We start from the raw sequence: 18,694 nt of genomic DNA on the forward strand, positions 1-18,694 counted from the left end.
TTGCCGTCCTTTTTTATTTAAGAAAACCCCATGCCCGCCGATAACTCCCTCAACGAACTGACATTAGCGATCAAACATTCACACTACTAATGTAATCCCCAGTTACATCTCTTTTCTCTCCATGATCAGAAATCTCTCCCTGTTAACAAAACGTTGCGGAAAGCTGCTTTAAACCTAATCACCGGTACCGCGGTTTTAGACGGAGTTTTTGAGAATATTTATCTAAGTGACTAATTTTTCAGGAACTATAAATGAATTAAACTAGCGTTTAATGCTTCAGTGGCATTAATTCCCAAAGGTATATGCTGTTAAATTGTCTTAACAGCGCAGCTGTGACAGGTTAAGAGTGAAAAGTGAGCTTTTTCAGCAGTCGAAAAGGTCACTGAACCATTCTTTAACAAAAAATGGCGTAATTGTTCTTTTATTAATCTAATCAACAGCTTCGCTGATGGGTTTTCGGCAATAATTTGGCTTAAAAGTGTGATGCAGATCACACTTTATCTAAAATTAAGTCGCTCGCTCGTTGTATGTGGAAATCCAACGGGATAGAGTTGCGCTGCTTTCAGAATATTCTTAAATATGTAAGCGAACGTCTCGAAGCATTATTCTTAGCTCACCCCCTCTGAGGAGCGTGAGCGACGACGACTTACTAAACCAGTACTCGGCACGATGCGTAATCATTCAGCATACGTTTGGCTGCTGCCACGTGTTTTTGCCATCTTTAGATTTACCAACCAGCAATCAGGGAAGCGGAATTTATCCCGTGAACGTTAAAAGTAGTGTCAGTCAGGATGGGAAATAATGGGTACATCAGAATTACTCAAACATATATACGACATTAATTTGTCCTATTTATTGCTTGCACAGCGTTTAATTAACCAGGATAAAGCTTCTGCCATGTTTCGCTTAGGTATCGATGAAGCGATGGCAGACTCGCTGGCGCAATTAACCTTACCGGAAATGGTAAAACTCGCTGAGACTAACCAGTTGGTTTGTCAGTTTCGCTTTAACGATCATCAAACCATCAGCCGCCTCACTCAGGAATCTCGCGTGGATGATTTACAGCAAATCCATACCGGCATTCTGCTATCCAGCCGTTTATTACGCGAAACTTCAGCACGAGTTGAAGATTTGTCGAAAAAGAGAGCGGGATAATGAGTGAAAAAAGTATTGTCCAGGAAGCTCGCGATATTCAACTGGCAATGGAATTAATTACTCTCGGTGCGCGTTTACAGATGTTAGAGAGCGAGACGCAGCTCAGTCGTGGCCGTTTAATAAAGTTGTATAAAGAGCTACGCGGCAGCCCACCGCCAAAAGGCATGTTGCCGTTCTCAACCGACTGGTTTATGACCTGGGAACAGAACATTCATGCCTCAATGTTCTGCAATGCCTGGCAGTTTCTGCTGAAAAGCGGCCTGTGTCATGGCGTCGATGCGGTGATTAAAGCTTATCGTTTGTACCTTGAGCAGTGTCCGCAGTCGGATGAGACGCCGCTGTTGGCGCTGACGCGCGCATGGACGCTGGTACGTTTTGTCGAAAGTGGCATGCTGGAACTCTCCAGCTGCAAATCCTGTCATGGCAGTTTTATCACTCATGCACACCAGCCGGCTGGCAGCTTCGTCTGTAGCCTGTGTCAGCCGCCATCTCGCGCGGTAAAAAGACGTAAACTTTCTGCGCAGCCTGCCGATAACACTCCACAACTGCTGGATGAACAGGTTAAACGCGCCGTTTAAGATTGTTCGAAACGTGGAATGACATCCAGCAGCGGTTTTTAACCGCTGCTTTTTTTTGCTCTGCGTTTACCGAATAACACCCTCGGCTCTCTGGCTTAACATCCACCAACACGTTGCGGACGTAAGGATTTATTGTGCTGGTTATTTTAGGTTATTTGCTGGTGATTGGTTCGGTGCTGGGGGGCTACATGATGGTGGGTGGTCATCTTGGCGCACTCTATCAACCTTCGGAATTGCTGATTATTGGGGGCGCAGGCATTGGCGCATTTATTGTCGGTAATAACGGAAAGTCGATCAAAGCGACCCTGAAAGCCTTGCCGCTGTTAATGCGCGGCTCTAAATATAACAAAGCGCTGTATATGGATCTGATGGCGTTGCTGTATCGCCTGATGGCGAAATCTCGACAGCAGGGCATGTTATCGCTGGAAAGAGATATCGAAAATCCGCGCGAAAGTGAAATCTTTGCTAATTACCCACGCATCCTTGCCGATAACCGTCTGGTGGACTTTATCACTGACTATCTGCGGTTAATGGTGAGCGGAAATATGAATGCGTTCGAAATCGAAGCGCTTATGGATGAAGAGATCGAAACCTACGAGCACGAATGCGACGTGCCGGCGCAGAGTCTGGCGGCGGTGGGTGACTCTTTACCTGCATTCGGTATTGTCGCCGCGGTAATGGGCGTGGTACACGCGCTGGCCTCAGCGGATCGTCCGGCCGCCGAGCTGGGGGCGCTGATTGCCCATGCGATGGTCGGTACTTTCCTCGGTATTTTACTGGCCTACGGTTTTATTTCGCCACTGGCATCGGTGCTGCGTCAGAAGTGTGCGGAAACGACCAAAATGATGCAGTGCATTAAGGTGACGCTGCTCTCCAGTCTGAACGGGTATGCGCCGCAGATTGCGGTGGAATTTGGCCGTAAGACGCTGTATTCCACCGAACGTCCCTCTTTCAGCGAACTGGAAGAGCACGTGCGTAATGCCAAATCACCGGCAAAACAGACTTCGGATCAGGACGCATGAAGAACAGCAGTCACCCCATCGTGCTGGTAAAGCGGCGCAAAGTGAAAAAACATGAGAGCTCGCATGGCTCATGGAAAATCGCTTACGCCGATTTTATGACAGCGATGATGGCGTTCTTTCTGGTGATGTGGTTGATTTCCATCGCCAATCCCAAAGAGCTGGTGCAGATTGCCGAATATTTTCGTACTCCGCTAAAGGTTGCGCTGAGTAACGGACCGCGCAGCAGTGACAGTGAAAGCCCGATCCCCGGCGGCGGTGATGATCCAACGCAGCAGCAGGGTGAAGTTAAAAAAGTGGTCGATATGGACGCGCAGAAACGCAAGCTGGATGAAATTCGCCTGAATCGTCTGCGTGAAAAACTCGATCAGCTGATTGAATCCGATCCCCGGCTGAAAGCGCTGCGCCCGCATCTGATCATCAATATGGTGGAGGAGGGGCTGCGTATTCAGATTGTCGACAGCCAGAACCGCCCGATGTTTAAAACCGGCAGTGCGCAGGTGGAGCCTTATATGCGCGATATCCTGCGGGCGATTGCACCCATTCTTAACGATATTCCCAACCGCATCAGTCTCGCCGGACATACCGATGATTTTCAGTATGCCGGAGGCGATCGTGGTTACAGCAACTGGGAACTCTCAGCCGACCGCGCCAATGCCTCGCGGCGTGAGCTGGTAACCGGCGGGCTGGCGAGCAGCAAAATGCTGCGCGTAGTGGGGATGGCCGACACCATGAAGCTGAAAAATCGCGGCGGTAATGATGCGGTAAACCGCCGAATTAGTTTGCTGGTATTAAATCACGATACCGAAGCGCAAATCGAAAAAGAGAACGCCGAAAGTGATGCGGTGCAGATTAACGATGCCGCAAGTATTAAACAAATTACCGTTCCGGCTGAACCGTCGGATGCGGCATTAACCCCAGACCATCAACCTGTACAGGCCGCGCCGAAGACTGCGCCACAGCCGGTGAGCTCGTTACCGACGGTGGCGGAGATTCCGTCGCAGCCTAATCGCGACTCACAGCCGAGGTGATACCGTGAGCATGGATATTAGCGATTTTTACCAGACGTTTTTCGATGAGGCTGACGAATTACTGGCCGACATGGAACAACACCTGCTGGGATTAGACCCACAGCAGCCCGATTCGGAGCAGCTGAATGCCATTTTCCGTGCGGCCCATTCGATAAAAGGCGGAGCGGGTACTTTTGGTTTCACTGTCTTACAGGAAACCACGCATATTCTGGAGAACATTCTCGACGGTGCGCGCCGCGGTGAAATGCAGCTCAGTACCGACATCATCAACCTGTTTTTGGAAACCAAAGATATTATGCAGGAACAGTTAGATGCCTGTAAAACCGCCCAGGAACCTGACGCAGAAAGTTTTGAATATATCTGTCAGGCGTTGCGCCAACTGGCGCTGGAGGCCAAAGGCGAAGTTATTGAACCGGCAAAACCGCTGACGCTGGTGACCGAAGCGCAACCGGCCACGGTTGTTCCCGCCGGTTTGCGGCTGGCGCTGGTCGACCTTAAACCGAGCGAAGTGTCACTGATGCTGGATGAGCTGGCTAATCTTGGCACCGTCAGTGAGGTGAAGAAAGGTGAAACCTCACTGGAGGCGACGCTGATTTCCTCGGTCGATAAAGATGACATTGTGGCGGTACTCTGTTTTGTGATTGAAGAGTCACAAATCCGTTTTCCGGATGCAGCAACGCCAGCGGCACAGCCAGAAAGCGCCGATAAACCGGCAGAAAACCTGGCTACCGTCAGCCCTGTCACGCCGGCGCTCAAGCCTGAAGTGAAAAAATCCGCGCCCGCCCGCAGCAGCGAGTCGGGCAGCATTCGCGTGGCGGTAGAAAAGGTCGATCAGCTGATCAATCTGGTCGGCGAGCTGGTGATCACTCAGTCAATGCTGGCGCAGCGATCCGGCGAGCTGGATCCGGTTAATCACGGTGACCTGCTAAACAGTATGGGGCAGCTGGAGCGCAATGCGCGTGATCTGCAAGAGTCGGTGATGTCGATTCGTATGATGCCGATGGAGTACGTATTCAGTCGCTTCCCTCGGTTGGTGCGCGACCTGGCCAGCAAGCTGGGTAAAGAGGTGGAACTGACGCTGTCAGGCAGCTCGACCGAGCTGGATAAGAGTTTAATCGAACGGATTATCGATCCGCTGACTCACCTGGTGCGTAACAGCCTCGACCACGGCATTGAATCGCCGGAAAAGCGCCTGCTGGCGGGTAAACATGCCTGCGGCAACCTGACGCTTTCTGCTGAACATCAGGGTGGCAATATCTGTATCGAAGTCAGCGATGACGGCGCGGGCCTTAACCGTGAACGCATTCTGGCTAAAGCACTCTCCTGCGGGCTACCGGTCAGTGAATCAATGAGCGATGAAGAGGTCGGCATGCTGATTTTTGCACCTGGCTTCTCTACCGCTGAGCAGGTCACCGACGTGTCCGGGCGCGGCGTCGGTATGGACGTTGTGAAACGTAATATTCAGGAGATGGGAGGCCACGTCGAGATCGGTTCGAAGCCGGGCAAAGGCACCACCATTCGTATTTTGCTGCCGCTGACGCTGGCGATCCTCGACGGCATGTCGGTGCGGGTCGCGGAAGAGGTGTTTATCCTGCCTCTGAATGCGGTGATGGAGTCACTGCAACCGCTGGCAGCAGATCTGCATCCGCTGGCCGGTGGCGAACGCGTGCTGGAAGTACGCGGCGAGTATCTGCCGCTGGTGGAGTTGTGGAACGTATTTGATGTGCAGGGCGCGAAGACGGAAGCAACGCAGGGCATCGTGGTTATTCTGCAAAGTGCCGGAAAACGCTATGCGCTGCTGGTCGATCAGCTGATTGGTCAGCACCAGGTGGTGGTGAAAAACCTTGAGAGCAACTACCGCAAAGTGCCGGGTATTTCTGCCGCCACCATCCTCGGCGATGGCAGCGTGGCGCTGATTGTTGATGTCTCAGCCCTGCAATCTTTAAACCGAGAAAAGCGTGTGGCCGGCGTCGCAGCTTAACTAAATGATTAAGGTAGACCTATGACTGGAATGGCAAACGTTACCAAACTGGCTGGCGAAACGGTAGGCCAGGAGTTCCTGGTATTTACGCTGGGTGATGAAGAATACGGTATCGATATTTTGAAGGTGCAGGAGATTCGCGGTTACGATCAGGTTACGCGCATCGCCAATACCCCGGCATTTATTAAAGGCGTCACGAATTTGCGCGGTGTCATCGTACCGATTATCGATCTGCGGATTAAATTTGCTCAGCCGGGTGTCGAATATAACGATAACACCGTGGTGATCGTGCTGAATCTGCAACATCGCGTCGTGGGAATTGTGGTTGATGGCGTTTCTGATGTGCTGTCTCTGACGCATGAGCAGATTCGTCCGGCTCCTGAATTTGCCGTCACTATGTCGACGGAATACCTTACCGGACTGGGCGCGCTGGGCGAGCGGATGCTGATCCTCGTTGATATCGAAAAGCTACTGAGCAGCGAAGAGATGGCGCTGATGGATAATCTGCGCAGCGCATAATAATTTAATCATCTCCGGGGCGGCATTCGGTCGCCCCAACCGTAAAGGTTCCTTATTTGCTGCCGATAACATCAACAGATGGCAAATGTAATAAGGGACGGTATGTTTAAGCGTATGAAAGTTGTGACCAGTCTGATTGTGGTTCTGGTCGTGTTCGGCTCACTGCAATTAATCTCCGGCGGTCTGTTTTTTCAGGCTTTAAAGAGTGATAAAGCAAATTTCACTATCACTGAGCAATTGCGCCGCGAGCAGACAAATCTGACCGCGTCATGGATTGCTTTGGTTCAAACCCGTAATACCCTCAACCGCGCCGGTCTGCGCTACATGCTCGATTCAAATCAGATGGGCAGTGGTGACACCGTAGCGGATCTCCTGAAGCTGGCGAAAACTCAGCTGGCACTGGCAGAGCAGCAATATGCCGAGTACAGCGCTGAATTGCCGGACGATGTGAAAGCACTCAGTCACGTTAAAGCAGTCACAGAGAATTACACCATTCTGCACGGTGCACTTAACGATCTGATTAAGCTGATGGCCGAAGGCAATATCAAAGAGTTTTTCGATCAACCCACTCAGGGCTACCAAAACGGTTTTGAGGCCGCTTACAACAGCTGGCTGAATAATACCGCTGCGCTGTTTGCTGAAGGGTCGGCGGAAAACGATCAGGCTTACAACCAGGCGATCTGGGTGCTGGCGATTGTCTTCGTGGTTTTGCTGGCCGTAATGGCGGTGGTGTGGAGCGGTATGCATCACATTCTGCTGCGTCCGCTGAATGCCACCATCAGCCATATTCGCCATATTGCCAGCGGCGACCTGACACAAACCATTGAAGTTGAGGGACGCAACGAGATGAGCCAGCTGGCTTCCAGCCTGCAACATATGCAGCAGGAGCTGGTAAACACCGTCGGTGATGTGCGCGACGGTTCCGATGCAATCTTCACCGGTGCCAGCGAAATCTCTGCCGGAAACAACGATCTGTCGGCGCGAACCGAGGAGCAGGCTGCCTCGCTGGAACAGACTGCCGCCAGCATGGAGCAACTGACGGCGACGGTGAAACAGAACGCTGAGAATGCCCGCCAGGCGTCGCAGCTGGCGCTCAGTGCCTCAGAAACCGCGCAAAAGGGCGGTAAAGTGGTCGATGGCGTGGTGAAAACCATGAGTGATATTGCCGGTAGTTCGAAGAAGATTGCCGATATTATCAGCGTAATCGATGGTATTGCCTTCCAGACCAATATTCTGGCGCTAAACGCGGCGGTGGAAGCGGCGCGTGCCGGTGAGCAGGGGCGTGGTTTTGCGGTAGTGGCGGGAGAAGTGCGCAGTCTGGCGCAGCGTAGCGCCCAGGCAGCAAAAGAGATTAAAGCGCTGATTGAAGATTCCGTCAGTCGCGTCGATACCGGCTCGGTGCTGGTGGAAAGTGCCGGAGAGACCATGCATGACATCGTCAGCGCGGTGACGCGCGTGACCGATATTATGGCGGAAATCGCGTCGGCATCCGACGAGCAGAGTCGCGGTATCGACCAGGTGGGGCAGGCGGTTACCGAGATGGATCGGGTTACCCAGCAGAATGCGTCACTGGTTGAAGAGTCCGCTGCCGCTGCGGCAGCGCTGGAAGAACAGGCCAGCCGACTGTCACAAGCGGTATCGGTGTTCAGAATTCGTAAAGAATTCGCCGCACGCGCCGTTAATGTCAGTACCGCCAGTAAATCTGCTCCGAGTTCTGCTTCGGTGATCGCCGCGCGTAAGCCGGTCACTAAAGTCTCTGAAGAGAACTGGGAAACATTCTGATTGGTTAATTGCTGCCGCCCGTAACGGGCGGCATGGCCCCGGAGGTCGTGATGTTTAGCCGTATTCGTGTCTCTGCTACGTTGATTTTTATCCTTGCCGTGTTTTGCCTGATGCAAATTGTCAGCAGTGGTTTGTCATTCAACTCTTTTCGTCAGGATGCGAATAACCTTTACCAGGTCGATACCAGCGGTCAGCAGCGTGATGCGCTGAGTCAGAGCTGGGCCTCGTTACTCAGCGCACGCGTGACCCTGAGTCGTGCCGGTACGCGTGCGGCGTTAAGTTTGCCGCGTGATCAGGTCACCAGCCTGATGGCGGGTGCGCAGCGCGATCTGGATAGCGCTGATAAAACCTTTCAGCGTTTTCTCGCCATTCCGCGGATGACACCGGAAGGTGAGGCGATGACCAAAGAGATCAAAGCCAGCTATGACAACTATCACCACGAGCTGGCTCAGCTGATTGTCTATTTAGAGAATTATCAGCTTCAGGATTTTCTCGATGCGCCCACCCAGAAGTCGCAGGATAACTTTCTTGTGCAGTACAACCGCTGGATGCTGCATATCAGCGGTATCGTTGAGCACGCTAAACATCAAAGCCATGATTTTTATACCCAGTCGAAGTGGATATTTGCCGGTGCGGTTACGCTGTCGCTGCTGATGACGCTGCTGGCGCTGGGCTGGCTGAAACAGGCGTTAATCACCCCACTGACGCGTATGCGCGATCATTTTTCCCGTATTGCCTCCGGTAACCTTGGCGGCAACATTGAACAGCGCGGAAGTAATGAAATCGGCCAACTGTTTACCGGGCTGCGCGATATGCAAAGTCGTTTGGCTGAAACCGTCGTGCAGGTGCGTGAGGGTAGCGAAACCATGCAGGTGGGGATTCGTGAAATCGCCAGCGGCAACAATGATTTATCAGCGCGCACCGAGCAGCAGGCTGCGTCGCTGGCAGAAACTGCCGCCAGTATGGAGCAGCTAACCGCCACGGTTACTGCCAATGCAGATAATGCGCGTCAGGCATCGCAGCTGGCCCGTGATGCTTCCGCCACCGCGCATAAAGGCGGTTCGCTGACCGGAAATGTGGTCGCGACTATGCATCAGATAGCCACCAGTTCGAAGAAAATTGCTGATATTACCAGCGTAATCGATGGTATTGCCTTTCAGACCAATATCCTGGCACTCAACGCGGCGGTAGAAGCGGCGCGTGCCGGCGAGCAGGGGCGTGGTTTTGCGGTGGTGGCGGGTGAAGTGCGCAACCTTGCGCAGCGCAGCGCGCAGGCGGCAAAAGAGATCAAGGTGCTGATTGAAGAGTCGGCCAGCCGGGTAAATCAGGGGTCGACGTTGGTGGCTTCTGCGGGTGAAACCATGGAAGAGATCGTTCAGTCGGTTACCCGGGTTAACGACATCATGGGCGAAATCGCCTCGGCGTCGGATGAGCAGCGTCGCGGCATCGAACAGGTGGCGCAGGCCGTCAGTCAGATGGATCAGGTCACGCAACAGAACGCGGCGTTGGTCGAGCAAGCGGCGGCGGCCACCGAGGCGCTTGAAGCACAGGCCGAAAACCTCAGTGAAGTGGTGACAAGATTCTCTGTCGATGACGTTACCGATACTGGCGATTTTCAGGCGCTGGCTTCCGGGCATAACAGCGCGGTCTTAACCTCTTAATCAGCGATAAGCTGGATGGCCCTTAAATGAAAAAAACGACGTTGCTGGCACCGTCTGAAAACACCACTTTGCTGTCGCAAATGGTGCAGCGCCTGCCGTTATCGGATACGCATTTTCGTCGTATCAGTCAGCTGATTTATCAGCGAGCTGGCATCGTCCTCGCCGACCATAAACGCGAAATGGTTTATAACCGCCTGGTGCGTCGGCTGCGTATGTTGAATATTGATGACTTTGGTCGCTACCTCGCGCTACTGGAGAACGATGTTAACAGTGCGGAGTGGCAGGCGTTTATTAATGCGCTGACCACCAACCTGACGGCTTTTTTCCGTGAGGCGCACCATTTTCCCATTCTGGCAGAGCATGCCAAACGGCGTAACGGCAGCTTTAACGTCTGGAGCACCGCCGCCTCGACCGGCGAAGAGCCATGGTCGATCGCGATGACGCTGGCCGAAACCCTCGGGGCCGGGCCGGGTAAATTTCAGGTGCACGCCAGCGATATTGATACTCAGGTGCTGGAGAAAGCGCTGGCCGGGGTTTATCGGCAGCAGGAGTTGCGCACGCTTTCGCCCCAACAGTTGCAGCGCTTCTTTCTTCGCGGCACCGGCCCGCATCAGGGCATGGTGCGGGTGCGTTCGGAACTGGCTGGCATGGTGAATTATGCCCAGCTTAACCTGCTGGCGCCGGAGTGGGCGCTACCGGGCCCGTTTGACGCAATATTCTGTCGTAACGTAATGATCTACTTCGATAAAGAGACCCAGGAAAAGATCCTGCGCCGTTTCGTTCCGCTATTGAAGCCGGGTGGTTTGTTGTTCGCCGGTCATTCAGAAAACTTTAGCCAGATAAGCAAAGAGTTTTATCTGCGAGGACAAACGGTCTACGGGCTGACTAAGGAAAGATAATGAGCAAAATCACCGTGATGTGCGTTGATGACTCCGCGCTGATGCGGCAGTTGATGACCGAAATTATTAACAGTCATCCGGATATGGAGATGGTGGCCACCGCGCCCGATCCGCTGGCCGCACGCGATTTAATCAAACAGTTCAATCCGCAAGTGTTGACGCTGGACGTTGAAATGCCGCGCATGGATGGCCTCGACTTTCTTGAAAAGCTGATGCGCCTGCGGCCGATGCCGGTGGTGATGGTGTCTTCACTGACCGCGAAAGGCTCTGAAGTCACCCTGCGTGCGCTGGAGCTGGGAGCCGTCGATTTTGTTACCAAGCCGCAGCTTGGCATTCGTGAAGGAATGCTGGCTTACAGCCAGATGATTGCCGACAAAGTGCGCGCCGCCGCACGCGCCAGGTTGCATGTGCGCCCGACCCAGACGGTGCCTGCGATGCTGAAAGCCGGGCCGCTTCTGAGCAGTGAAAAGCTGATTGCGATTGGCGCGTCGACCGGTGGCACTGAGGCGATTCGTCATGTGCTGCAACCGCTACCGGTGACCAGTCCGGCACTGCTGATTACCCAGCATATGCCGCCGGGCTTCACCCGATCGTTTGCTGAGCGACTGAATAAACTGTGCCAGATCACGGTGAAAGAGGCCGAGGATGGCGAGCGTATTTTGCCCGGTCACGCCTATATTGCGCCGGGTGCGATGCACCTTGAGCTGGCGCGCAGCGGGGCCAACTATCAGGTACGGCTGAATGATGGCCCGGCGGTTAACCGCCATAAACCGTCGGTGGACGTGCTGTTTAACTCAGTGGCGCACTATGCCGGGCGCAATGCGGTTGGCGTGATCCTGACCGGTATGGGCAGTGATGGCGCGGCCGGACTGAAGACGATGCATCAGGCGGGGGCCTGGACCATCGCCCAGAGCGAAGCGAGCTGTGTAGTTTTCGGCATGCCGCGTGAGGCTATCGCACACGGGGGTGTCAGTGAAGTGGTGGATCTTCACCAAATCAGTCAGCACATGCTGGCAAAAATTAGCGCCGGACAGGCATTGCGAATTTAGTGCAATCCCGTCCCGCGATTCAGATCAAAACAGGAGTAGATATGGTCGATAAAAATATGCGCTTTTTGGTGGTAGATGACTTCAGTACGATGCGTCGTATTGTGCGTAACCTTCTGAAAGAGTTGGGATTCAATAATGTTGAAGAAGCGGAAGATGGCGCAGATGCCTTGAATAAACTGCGTGCCGGTAGTTTTGATTTTGTTATTTCCGACTGGAATATGCCGAATATTGACGGGCTGGAGCTGCTGAAAACCATACGTGCGGACGCGGCGATGGCCGCGCTGCCGGTGCTGATGGTGACGGCAGAAGCCAAGAAAGAGAACATTATTGCGGCTGCTCAGGCGGGAGCCAGCGGCTATGTGGTTAAACCTTTCACTGCCGCAACCCTGGAAGAGAAGTTAAATAAAATCTTCGAAAAACTGGGTATGTAAGGAGACGTGATGAGCGAACTTCTGAAACCAAATGTCGATGCTGCCTCGGCGCATGACATCATTTCGCGCATTGGCTCACTGACGCGTATGCTGCGTGACAGCCTGCGCGAACTGGGGCTGGACCAGGCGATTGCGGAAGCGGCTGAAGCCATTCCTGACGCCCGTGACCGCCTTGATTATGTGGTACAGATGACGGCGCAGGCGGCAGAGCGGGCGCTGAACAGCGTCGAGGCTTCTCAGCCACGTCAGACGTTGCTGGAGAACGGGGCAAAACAGCTGAAAGGGCGCTGGGACGAGTGGTTCGAAAATCCGATAGCGCTGTCAGATGCACGTTCGCTGGTAACGGATACCCGGGGATATCTGGAATCGGTACCGGACCATACGGCGTTTACCAATGCCCAGCTAATGGAAATCATGATGGCGCAGGATTTCCAGGATCTTACCGGCCAGGTAATTAAACGCATGATGGATGTGATCCAGGAGATTGAGCGTCAGCTACTGATGGTACTGCTGGAAAATATCCCTGAAGGCAGTGCTCGTCAGAAAAAAGAGAGCGACAGTCTGCTGAATGGCCCACAGATGAACGCTGCTGCGCCGGGCGTGGTGGCGAATCAGGATCAGGTTGACGATCTGCTGGACAGCCTCGGTTTTTGATCTTCCCCTCACGGGTCGCCAGCACGCGACCCGTTTTTCCCTTTTCCCGCCATCCTTAAAATAACCGCTATTTTTCTTCTCTGATCGCGCAATCAGACTGATGAGGTTTTGGCATGCTAATGCCCTGAAATTCCGTCGAAACAGGTTTGCTGCCGTGTCTCAAGACAGTGATGAGGAAAAAACCGAAGCCCCCACACCCCACCGATTAGAAAAAGCGCGTGCGGAGGGGCAAATTCCGCGTTCGCGCGAAATGACCTCATTATTGATGCTGTTAGTCGGCGTCATGATCCTCTGGCTGGGCGGTGAACCGATGGCGCGCCAGCTGGCGGCGATGGTCTCTTCCGGTCTGAATTTTGATCACAGCATTATCAGCGATGATAAGCAGAGTATTCGCCATATCAGTTCGCTGCTCGGGCAGGCCGTCTGGGCGCTGTTGCCGGTGATGAGCGGACTGGTGCTGGTGGCGATTGCTGCACCCATGATGCTTGGCGGCATTGTGTTGAGTGGCAAAGCGATCAAAGTCGATTTCGGCAAGCTTAATCCGCTGAAAGGGCTGAAGCGGATGATTGCGGCTCAAGCCTGGGCCGAACTGTTAAAAGCGATTCTGAAAGCGGTACTGGTGGGCAGCGTCACCGGCTGGTATCTGTGGAGCAGCTGGCCGGAGATGCTGCGTCTGATCACCGAGTCGCCCTTTGCCGCGTTAAGCCATGCGCTGAATATGATTGCGATCTGCGGGCTGTTCATTCTGCTTGGCCTGATCCCGATGGTCGGTTTTGATGTGTTCTGGCAGCTCTGGAGCTACTTTAAGCAGCTGCGCATGACGCGTCAGGAAATTCGTGACGAATTTAAGCAGCAAGAGGGCGATCCGCATATCAAAGGGCGCATACGCCAGGCGATGCACGCCGCCGCGCGCCGCCGCATGATGGCTGATGTGCCGAAAGCGGACGTGATTGTCACCAACCCGACCCACTACTCGGTAGCCTTGCAGTATGACGAAAAGAAAATGAGCGCGCCGAAAGTGTTGGCAAAAGGAGCCGGAGAGATTGCGCTGCGTATTCGTGAGATCGGTCAGCAAAATCGAATACCACTGCTGGAAGCGCCGCCGTTGGCACGCGCGCTCTGGCGACACAGTGAAATTGGCCAGCATATTCCCGGCACGCTGTATGCCGCGGTGGCGGAAGTGCTGGCATGGGTCTGGCAACTGAAGCGCTGGAAAGTGGAAGGCGGCCTGATTCCCAAGAAACCTGAACGTTTGCCGGTGCCGGAAGCACTGGACTTTGCTGGAGAGAAAAAAACTGATGGCTAATCTGGCCGCATTATTACGGTTGCCGGGCAACTTTAAAGATACCCAGTGGCAGGTGCTGGCCGGGCCAATCCTGATCCTGATGATTCTGTCGATGATGGTGTTACCGTTACCGGCATTTATTCTCGACTTACTGTTTACCTTCAATATTGCCTTGTCGATTATGGTGCTGCTGGTGGCAATGTTCACCCAGCGCACGCTGGAGTTTGCCGCCTTTCCCACCATTCTGCTGTTCTCGACTTTACTGCGTCTGGCGCTGAATGTGGCATCCACCCGAATTATTCTGATGGACGGTCATACCGGAGCCGCCGCCGCCGGGCAGGTGGTCGAAGCCTTCGGTCACTTTCTGGTGGGCGGCAACTTTGCCATTGGTATCGTGGTATTTATTATCCTCGTAATTATCAACTTTATGGTGATCACCAAAGGTGCCGGACGTATCGCTGAAGTTGGCGCGCGTTTTGTGCTGGACGGCATGCCCGGTAAGCAGATGGCGATTGACGCCGATCTGAATGCCGGCCTGATTGGCGAAGATGAAGCGAAACAGCGCCGATCTGACGTCACCCAGGAAGCCGATTTTTACGGCTCGATGGACGGGGCGAGTAAGTTTGTGCGCGGTGATGCCATTGCCGGCATTATGATCATGATTATCAATATTATCGGTGGCCTGCTGGTCGGCGTCGTGCAGCATAATATGCCGTTGGGCCATGCGGCAGAAACCTATACGCTGTTAACCATTGGTGATGGTCTGGTTGCGCAGATTCCGGCTCTGGTGATTTCCACCGCCGCCGGTGTGATCGTCACTCGTGTCAGTACCGAGCAGGATGTGGGTGAGCAGATGGTCACCCAGCTGTTTAACAATCCACGGGTAATGTTGTTAAGCGCCGGGGTGCTGGGGATGCTTGGACTAGTGCCGGGAATGCCAAATCTGGTATTCCTGCTGTTTACCGCCGCTTTGCTGGGGCTTGCCTGGTATATGCGCGGAAAAGAGATGGCACCAAAAGCGACACCGCAGGCGGTAGCCAAACCGCAAGAGAGCTCGGCGGCGGTCGAAGCCTCATGGACTGATGTCCAGTTGGAAGATGCGCTGGGTATGGAAGTGGGCTATCGCCTGATTCCGATGGTCGATTTTCAGCAGGATGGCGAACTGCTTGGTCGTATCCGCAGCATCCGTAAAAAGTTTGCGCAGGAAGTCGGTTTTCTGCCGCCGGTGGTGCATATTCGCGACAATATGGATCTGCCGCCAGCGCGCTACCGGATCCTGATGAAAGGGGTAGAAATTGGCAGCGGCGATGCCTGGCCGGGGCGCTGGATGGCGATTAATCCGGGAACTGCGGCGGGCAGTCTGCCGGGTGAAGCGACGGTCGATCCGGCCTTTGGGCTGGCCGCGGTGTGGATTGAAAGTGCGCTGAAAGAGCAGGCGCAAATTCAGGGCTATACCGTAGTGGAAGCCAGTACCGTAGTGGCTACCCATCTCAACCATCTGATTGGCCAGTACTCCAGCGAGCTGTTTGGCCGTCAGGAAGCGCAGCAATTGCTGGATCGCGTGGCGCAAGAGATGCCAAAACTGACGGAAGACCTGGTGCCCGGCGTGGTTACGCTAACCACGCTGCATAAAGTGCTGCAAAATCTGCTGGCGGAACGGGTATCGATACGCGATATGCGCACCATTATTGAAACGCTGGCGGAGCATGCGCCGGTCCAGCCCGATCCCAATGAGTTAACCTCGGTGGTGCGGGTAGCGTTGGGTCGTGCCATCACTCAGCAATGGTTCCCGGGCAGCGAAGAAGTGCAGGTGATTGGGCTGGATACCTCGCTGGAGCGCTTGCTGTTGCAGGCATTGCAGGGTGGCGGAGGGCTGGAGCCTGGGCTTGCCGATCGGCTGCTGGATCAAGCGCAGCAGGCGTTACAACGTCAGGAAACGCTGGGCGCGCCGCCGGTACTGTTGGTCAATCATCCGCTACGCGCATTGCTGGCCCGCTTCCTGCGCCGCAATCTGCCCCAGCTGATGGTGCTGTCGAATCTGGAACTGACCGATAACCGTCAGATTCGTATGACGTCAACCATCGGCGGTCATTGATGCTGCGGCTGACAGTGTTAAGTATGCTGTGGCTGCCGACCCTTGCGCTGGCGGCTTCCGGCGGCTGGAGCGCCAGCGGAACCGGTGCGGCGCTGAGTCAGCGCGGCGTGCAGGCCTCTTCACCGGCATTGTCGCCACCTGCGCCGGTAGCGGGAATGATGACGGCAGTGTACTGGCAATATCAGCTGACCGGGCCGACACCAGCCGGGATGCAGGTCCGGCTATGCTCGGCTACCCGCTGTGCGGCAATAGAAGGCAGCAGCGGATCGACGCGCGGCCTGAGCAATGTAGCGGCTAACGAGAGTCTGCGTTTTGTGTTTTATGTCGAAGGGAAGGGGCGGTTATTTCCGGTGCTGAGGGTATTAAGCAATCAGGTAATGGTGAATTACCAGCAGTAATCCCGGGGCGTTATTTAGAGGCGACGTTTTCGCCGCCCCTAAGAAATAGCGGCTGTTTACATCCGTTCTACTGTTTCAATACCGAGTGTATCCAGGCCTTGCTTCAGCGTCTTCGCGGTGAGCAGCGCCAGTTTCAGACGGCTCTGACGCGTTTGTTCATCTTCTGCCGCCAGAATCGGGCAATGCTCATAAAAGCCTGAGAACAATCCTGCCAGATCGTACAGATAAGCACACATCACATGCGGCATACCGTCGCGTGCCACCTGCAAAATGGTCTCTTCAAATTGCAGCAGGCGCGCCGCCAGTGCCGCTTCACGATCTTCGGTGATGTTTACGGATCCGCTAACGTCGGCTAACCCGATGCCAGCCTTACGGAATACCGACAGTACGCGGGTATAGGCATATTGCATATAAGGCGCGGTGTTACCTTCGAAGGCCAGCATATTGTCCCAGTCGAAGATATAGTCGGTGGTGCGGCTTTTCGACAGGTCGGCATATTTCACCGCGCCGATACCGACGGTATTTGCCAGCGCTTTCAGTTCGTCAGCAGGCATATCCGGATTTTTCTCGCCGACCAGTTTGGTGGCGCGTTCAACCGCTTCATCCAGCAGATCGGACAGCTTGATGGTGCTGCCGGAGCGGGTTTTAAATGGACGACCATCTTTGCCCAGCATCATACCGAACATATGGTGTTCCAGCGGAATGCTCTGCGGTACATAACCGGCTTTGCGCACAATGGTCCACGCCTGCATCAGGTGTTGATGCTGACGTGAATCGATGTAATACAGCACACGGTCGGCGTGCAGCGTTTCGTAACGATATTTGGCGCAGGCGATATCGGTAGTGGTGTACAGGTAGCCGCCATCCTTTTTCTGGATGATCACGCCCATCGGTTCGCCTTCCTTGTTTTTATACTCATCAAGGAATACCACGGTGGCGCCTTCACTCTCAACCGCCAGGCCTTTTGCTTTCAGATCGGCAACAATGCCCGGCAGCATTGAGTTATACAGGCTTTCACCCATCACATCATCACGGGTCAGCGTCACATTCAGGCGGTTGTAGACCAGCTGGTTTTGCGTCATGGTGATATCGACCAGCTTTTTCCACATTGCCAGGCAATATTCATCGCCGCTCTGCAGCTTCACCACGTAATTACGGGCGCGCACCGCGAACTCTTCGTCTTCGTCGTAGGTCTTTTTCGCTTCACGATAGAAGTTTTCCAGGTCGGCCAGCGCGATATCGCCATGCTGTTCGTTCTGCTGTTTTTCGAGGAAAGCAATCAGCATGCCGAACTGGGTACCCCAGTCGCCGACGTGGTTAGCGCGAATAACCTTATGGCCGAGAAACTCCAGCGTACGCGCCGAGGCATCACCGATAATGGTTGAGCGGACGTGACCGACGTGCATCTCTTTTGCCACGTTTGGCGCTGAGTAGTCGATAACGATGGTCTGTGCTGGCTGGCGGGCAACGCCGAGACGCGGATCGCTGACGGCGGCATCAACTTGCTGTGACAGCCACTGACGGTCAAGAAAAATGTTAATAAAGCCAGGACCGGCGATTTCAACTTTGCTGGCAATTCCATTCAGATCGAGATGCTGTAACACCTGTTCTGCCAGTTGTCGTGGCTGCTGCCCCAGTTTCTTTGCCACGGCCATGATGCCGTTAGCCTGATAGTCACCAAACTGGACTTTTGCCGACTGGCGGACCTGTGGTTCGCAATCTGCTGGCGCGCCAACAGCGACCATCGCCTGACTGACTTTGTCTGAAAGAAGAGCCTGAATATTCACCGGGATACCTTAATATGCTGAAAAGGCTCGTCTGCTGGCAGATCGAGCCATTGTCATCGCGTCACCTGACAGCTAATCGTGATGCTGTACAATGGCGCCGCGGAAAAATAAGGGGAAAAGTATACTGTATTTGGATCGAGGCGTCAGCAGCTGGTGGTGTGATGGAAACAACGATGTTCATGTTTCCATCAAATACACGAATTCTTAACGACGACGGGACTGGCGGTGTGGGTTGACGACCAGCTTGTTATTACGCATCTTCCAGTGACGAATAATAGCAAAGCCCATCAGCGCGATTAAGATTGCGACCACGATTAACATAAACATATGTGTTATTCCTTGTGAGATGGTGGTCGCAATCTATAAGAAA

Annotated in this window: 17 protein-coding genes; 15 read left to right on the plus strand and 2 right to left on the minus strand. The window is 54.0% G+C overall.

What is annotated here, in order from left to right:
* Nucleotides 1-801 precede the first annotated feature (801 nt).
* The 15 genes from flhD (at nucleotide 802) to flhE (ending at nucleotide 16,537) form a co-directional block, all read left to right on the plus strand.
* On the plus strand, nucleotides 802-1,155 hold the full coding sequence (gene flhD / locus ACP3TC_RS08535; RefSeq protein ID WP_313852413.1) for a flagellar transcriptional regulator FlhD: 354 nt from the start codon (nucleotides 802-804) through the stop codon (nucleotides 1,153-1,155).
* The gene (gene flhC / locus ACP3TC_RS08540; protein ID WP_313852412.1) at nucleotides 1,155-1,733 is read left to right on the plus strand and encodes a flagellar transcriptional regulator FlhC; all 579 of its coding nucleotides are present in this window, start codon (nucleotides 1,155-1,157) and stop codon (nucleotides 1,731-1,733) included. The genes flhD and flhC overlap by 1 nt, the downstream gene beginning before the upstream one ends.
* Nucleotides 1,734-1,867: 134 nt before the next feature.
* Nucleotides 1,868-2,755, plus strand: coding sequence for a flagellar motor stator protein MotA (gene motA / locus ACP3TC_RS08545; RefSeq protein ID WP_426818017.1), 888 nt, complete (start codon nucleotides 1,868-1,870; stop codon nucleotides 2,753-2,755).
* Nucleotides 2,752-3,783 carry a flagellar motor protein MotB gene (gene motB, locus ACP3TC_RS08550; RefSeq protein WP_313852409.1) on the plus strand — a complete coding sequence of 344 codons (1,032 nt, stop codon included), beginning with the start codon at nucleotides 2,752-2,754 and terminating at the stop codon, nucleotides 3,781-3,783. The genes motA and motB overlap by 4 nt, the downstream gene beginning before the upstream one ends.
* A 4-nt stretch (nucleotides 3,784-3,787) precedes the next feature.
* On the plus strand, nucleotides 3,788-5,764 hold the full coding sequence (gene cheA, locus ACP3TC_RS08555) for a chemotaxis protein CheA (protein ID WP_426818018.1): 1,977 nt from the start codon (nucleotides 3,788-3,790) through the stop codon (nucleotides 5,762-5,764).
* A 21-nt stretch (nucleotides 5,765-5,785) separates the two neighbouring features.
* Complete coding sequence (gene cheW, locus ACP3TC_RS08560) at nucleotides 5,786-6,283, plus strand: chemotaxis protein CheW (protein ID WP_313852407.1); 498 nt, start codon at nucleotides 5,786-5,788, stop codon at nucleotides 6,281-6,283.
* A 102-nt stretch (nucleotides 6,284-6,385) separates the two neighbouring features.
* Nucleotides 6,386-8,065 (plus strand): methyl-accepting chemotaxis protein, encoded by a 1,680-nt coding sequence (locus ACP3TC_RS08565; protein ID WP_313852405.1) that lies wholly within the window; start codon nucleotides 6,386-6,388, stop codon nucleotides 8,063-8,065.
* A gap of 50 nt (nucleotides 8,066-8,115) precedes the next feature.
* Nucleotides 8,116-9,726 (plus strand): methyl-accepting chemotaxis protein, encoded by a 1,611-nt coding sequence (locus tag ACP3TC_RS08570; RefSeq protein ID WP_313852403.1) that lies wholly within the window; start codon nucleotides 8,116-8,118, stop codon nucleotides 9,724-9,726.
* A 26-nt stretch (nucleotides 9,727-9,752) separates the two neighbouring features.
* Nucleotides 9,753-10,625 (plus strand): protein-glutamate O-methyltransferase CheR, encoded by an 873-nt coding sequence (gene cheR, locus ACP3TC_RS08575; protein ID WP_426818019.1) that lies wholly within the window; start codon nucleotides 9,753-9,755, stop codon nucleotides 10,623-10,625.
* A complete protein-coding gene (locus ACP3TC_RS08580; RefSeq protein WP_313852401.1) occupies nucleotides 10,625-11,674 on the plus strand; it encodes a protein-glutamate methylesterase/protein-glutamine glutaminase in 1,050 nt (349 codons plus the stop codon). The genes cheR and ACP3TC_RS08580 overlap by 1 nt, the downstream gene beginning before the upstream one ends.
* 41 nt (nucleotides 11,675-11,715) lie before the next feature.
* The gene (cheY, locus tag ACP3TC_RS08585) at nucleotides 11,716-12,105 is read left to right on the plus strand and encodes a chemotaxis response regulator CheY (RefSeq protein ID WP_313852400.1); all 390 of its coding nucleotides are present in this window, start codon (nucleotides 11,716-11,718) and stop codon (nucleotides 12,103-12,105) included.
* 9 nt (nucleotides 12,106-12,114) lie between these two features.
* On the plus strand, nucleotides 12,115-12,759 hold the full coding sequence (cheZ, locus tag ACP3TC_RS08590; RefSeq protein ID WP_313852399.1) for a protein phosphatase CheZ: 645 nt from the start codon (nucleotides 12,115-12,117) through the stop codon (nucleotides 12,757-12,759).
* A 154-nt stretch (nucleotides 12,760-12,913) separates the two neighbouring features.
* Nucleotides 12,914-14,065, plus strand: a complete 1,152-nt coding sequence (flhB, locus tag ACP3TC_RS08595) for a flagellar biosynthesis protein FlhB (protein WP_313852398.1) — start codon at nucleotides 12,914-12,916, stop codon at nucleotides 14,063-14,065.
* The gene (gene flhA / locus ACP3TC_RS08600; RefSeq protein WP_426818020.1) at nucleotides 14,058-16,139 is read left to right on the plus strand and encodes a flagellar biosynthesis protein FlhA; all 2,082 of its coding nucleotides are present in this window, start codon (nucleotides 14,058-14,060) and stop codon (nucleotides 16,137-16,139) included. Before flhB ends, flhA begins: the two co-directional genes overlap by 8 nt.
* Nucleotides 16,139-16,537, plus strand: coding sequence for a flagellar protein FlhE (gene flhE / locus ACP3TC_RS08605; protein WP_426818021.1), 399 nt, complete (start codon nucleotides 16,139-16,141; stop codon nucleotides 16,535-16,537). The genes flhA and flhE overlap by 1 nt, the downstream gene beginning before the upstream one ends.
* A 56-nt stretch (nucleotides 16,538-16,593) precedes the next feature.
* On the opposite strand, the gene argS is transcribed toward flhE, so the two are convergent.
* Together argS and ACP3TC_RS08615 are read right to left on the minus strand one after the other, a co-directional pair.
* Nucleotides 16,594-18,324, minus strand: a complete 1,731-nt coding sequence (argS, locus tag ACP3TC_RS08610; RefSeq protein WP_426818022.1) for an arginine--tRNA ligase — start codon at nucleotides 18,322-18,324, stop codon at nucleotides 16,594-16,596.
* Nucleotides 18,325-18,528: 204 nt separating this feature from the next.
* Complete coding sequence (locus tag ACP3TC_RS08615) at nucleotides 18,529-18,651, minus strand: hypothetical protein (RefSeq protein ID WP_313852394.1); 123 nt, start codon at nucleotides 18,649-18,651, stop codon at nucleotides 18,529-18,531.
* Nucleotides 18,652-18,694 lie beyond the last annotated feature (43 nt).

This window comes from Winslowiella sp. 2C04, from assembly GCF_050037805.1.
In the GTDB taxonomy this organism is placed as follows: Bacteria; Pseudomonadota; Gammaproteobacteria; order Enterobacterales; family Enterobacteriaceae; genus Erwinia; species Erwinia toletana_A.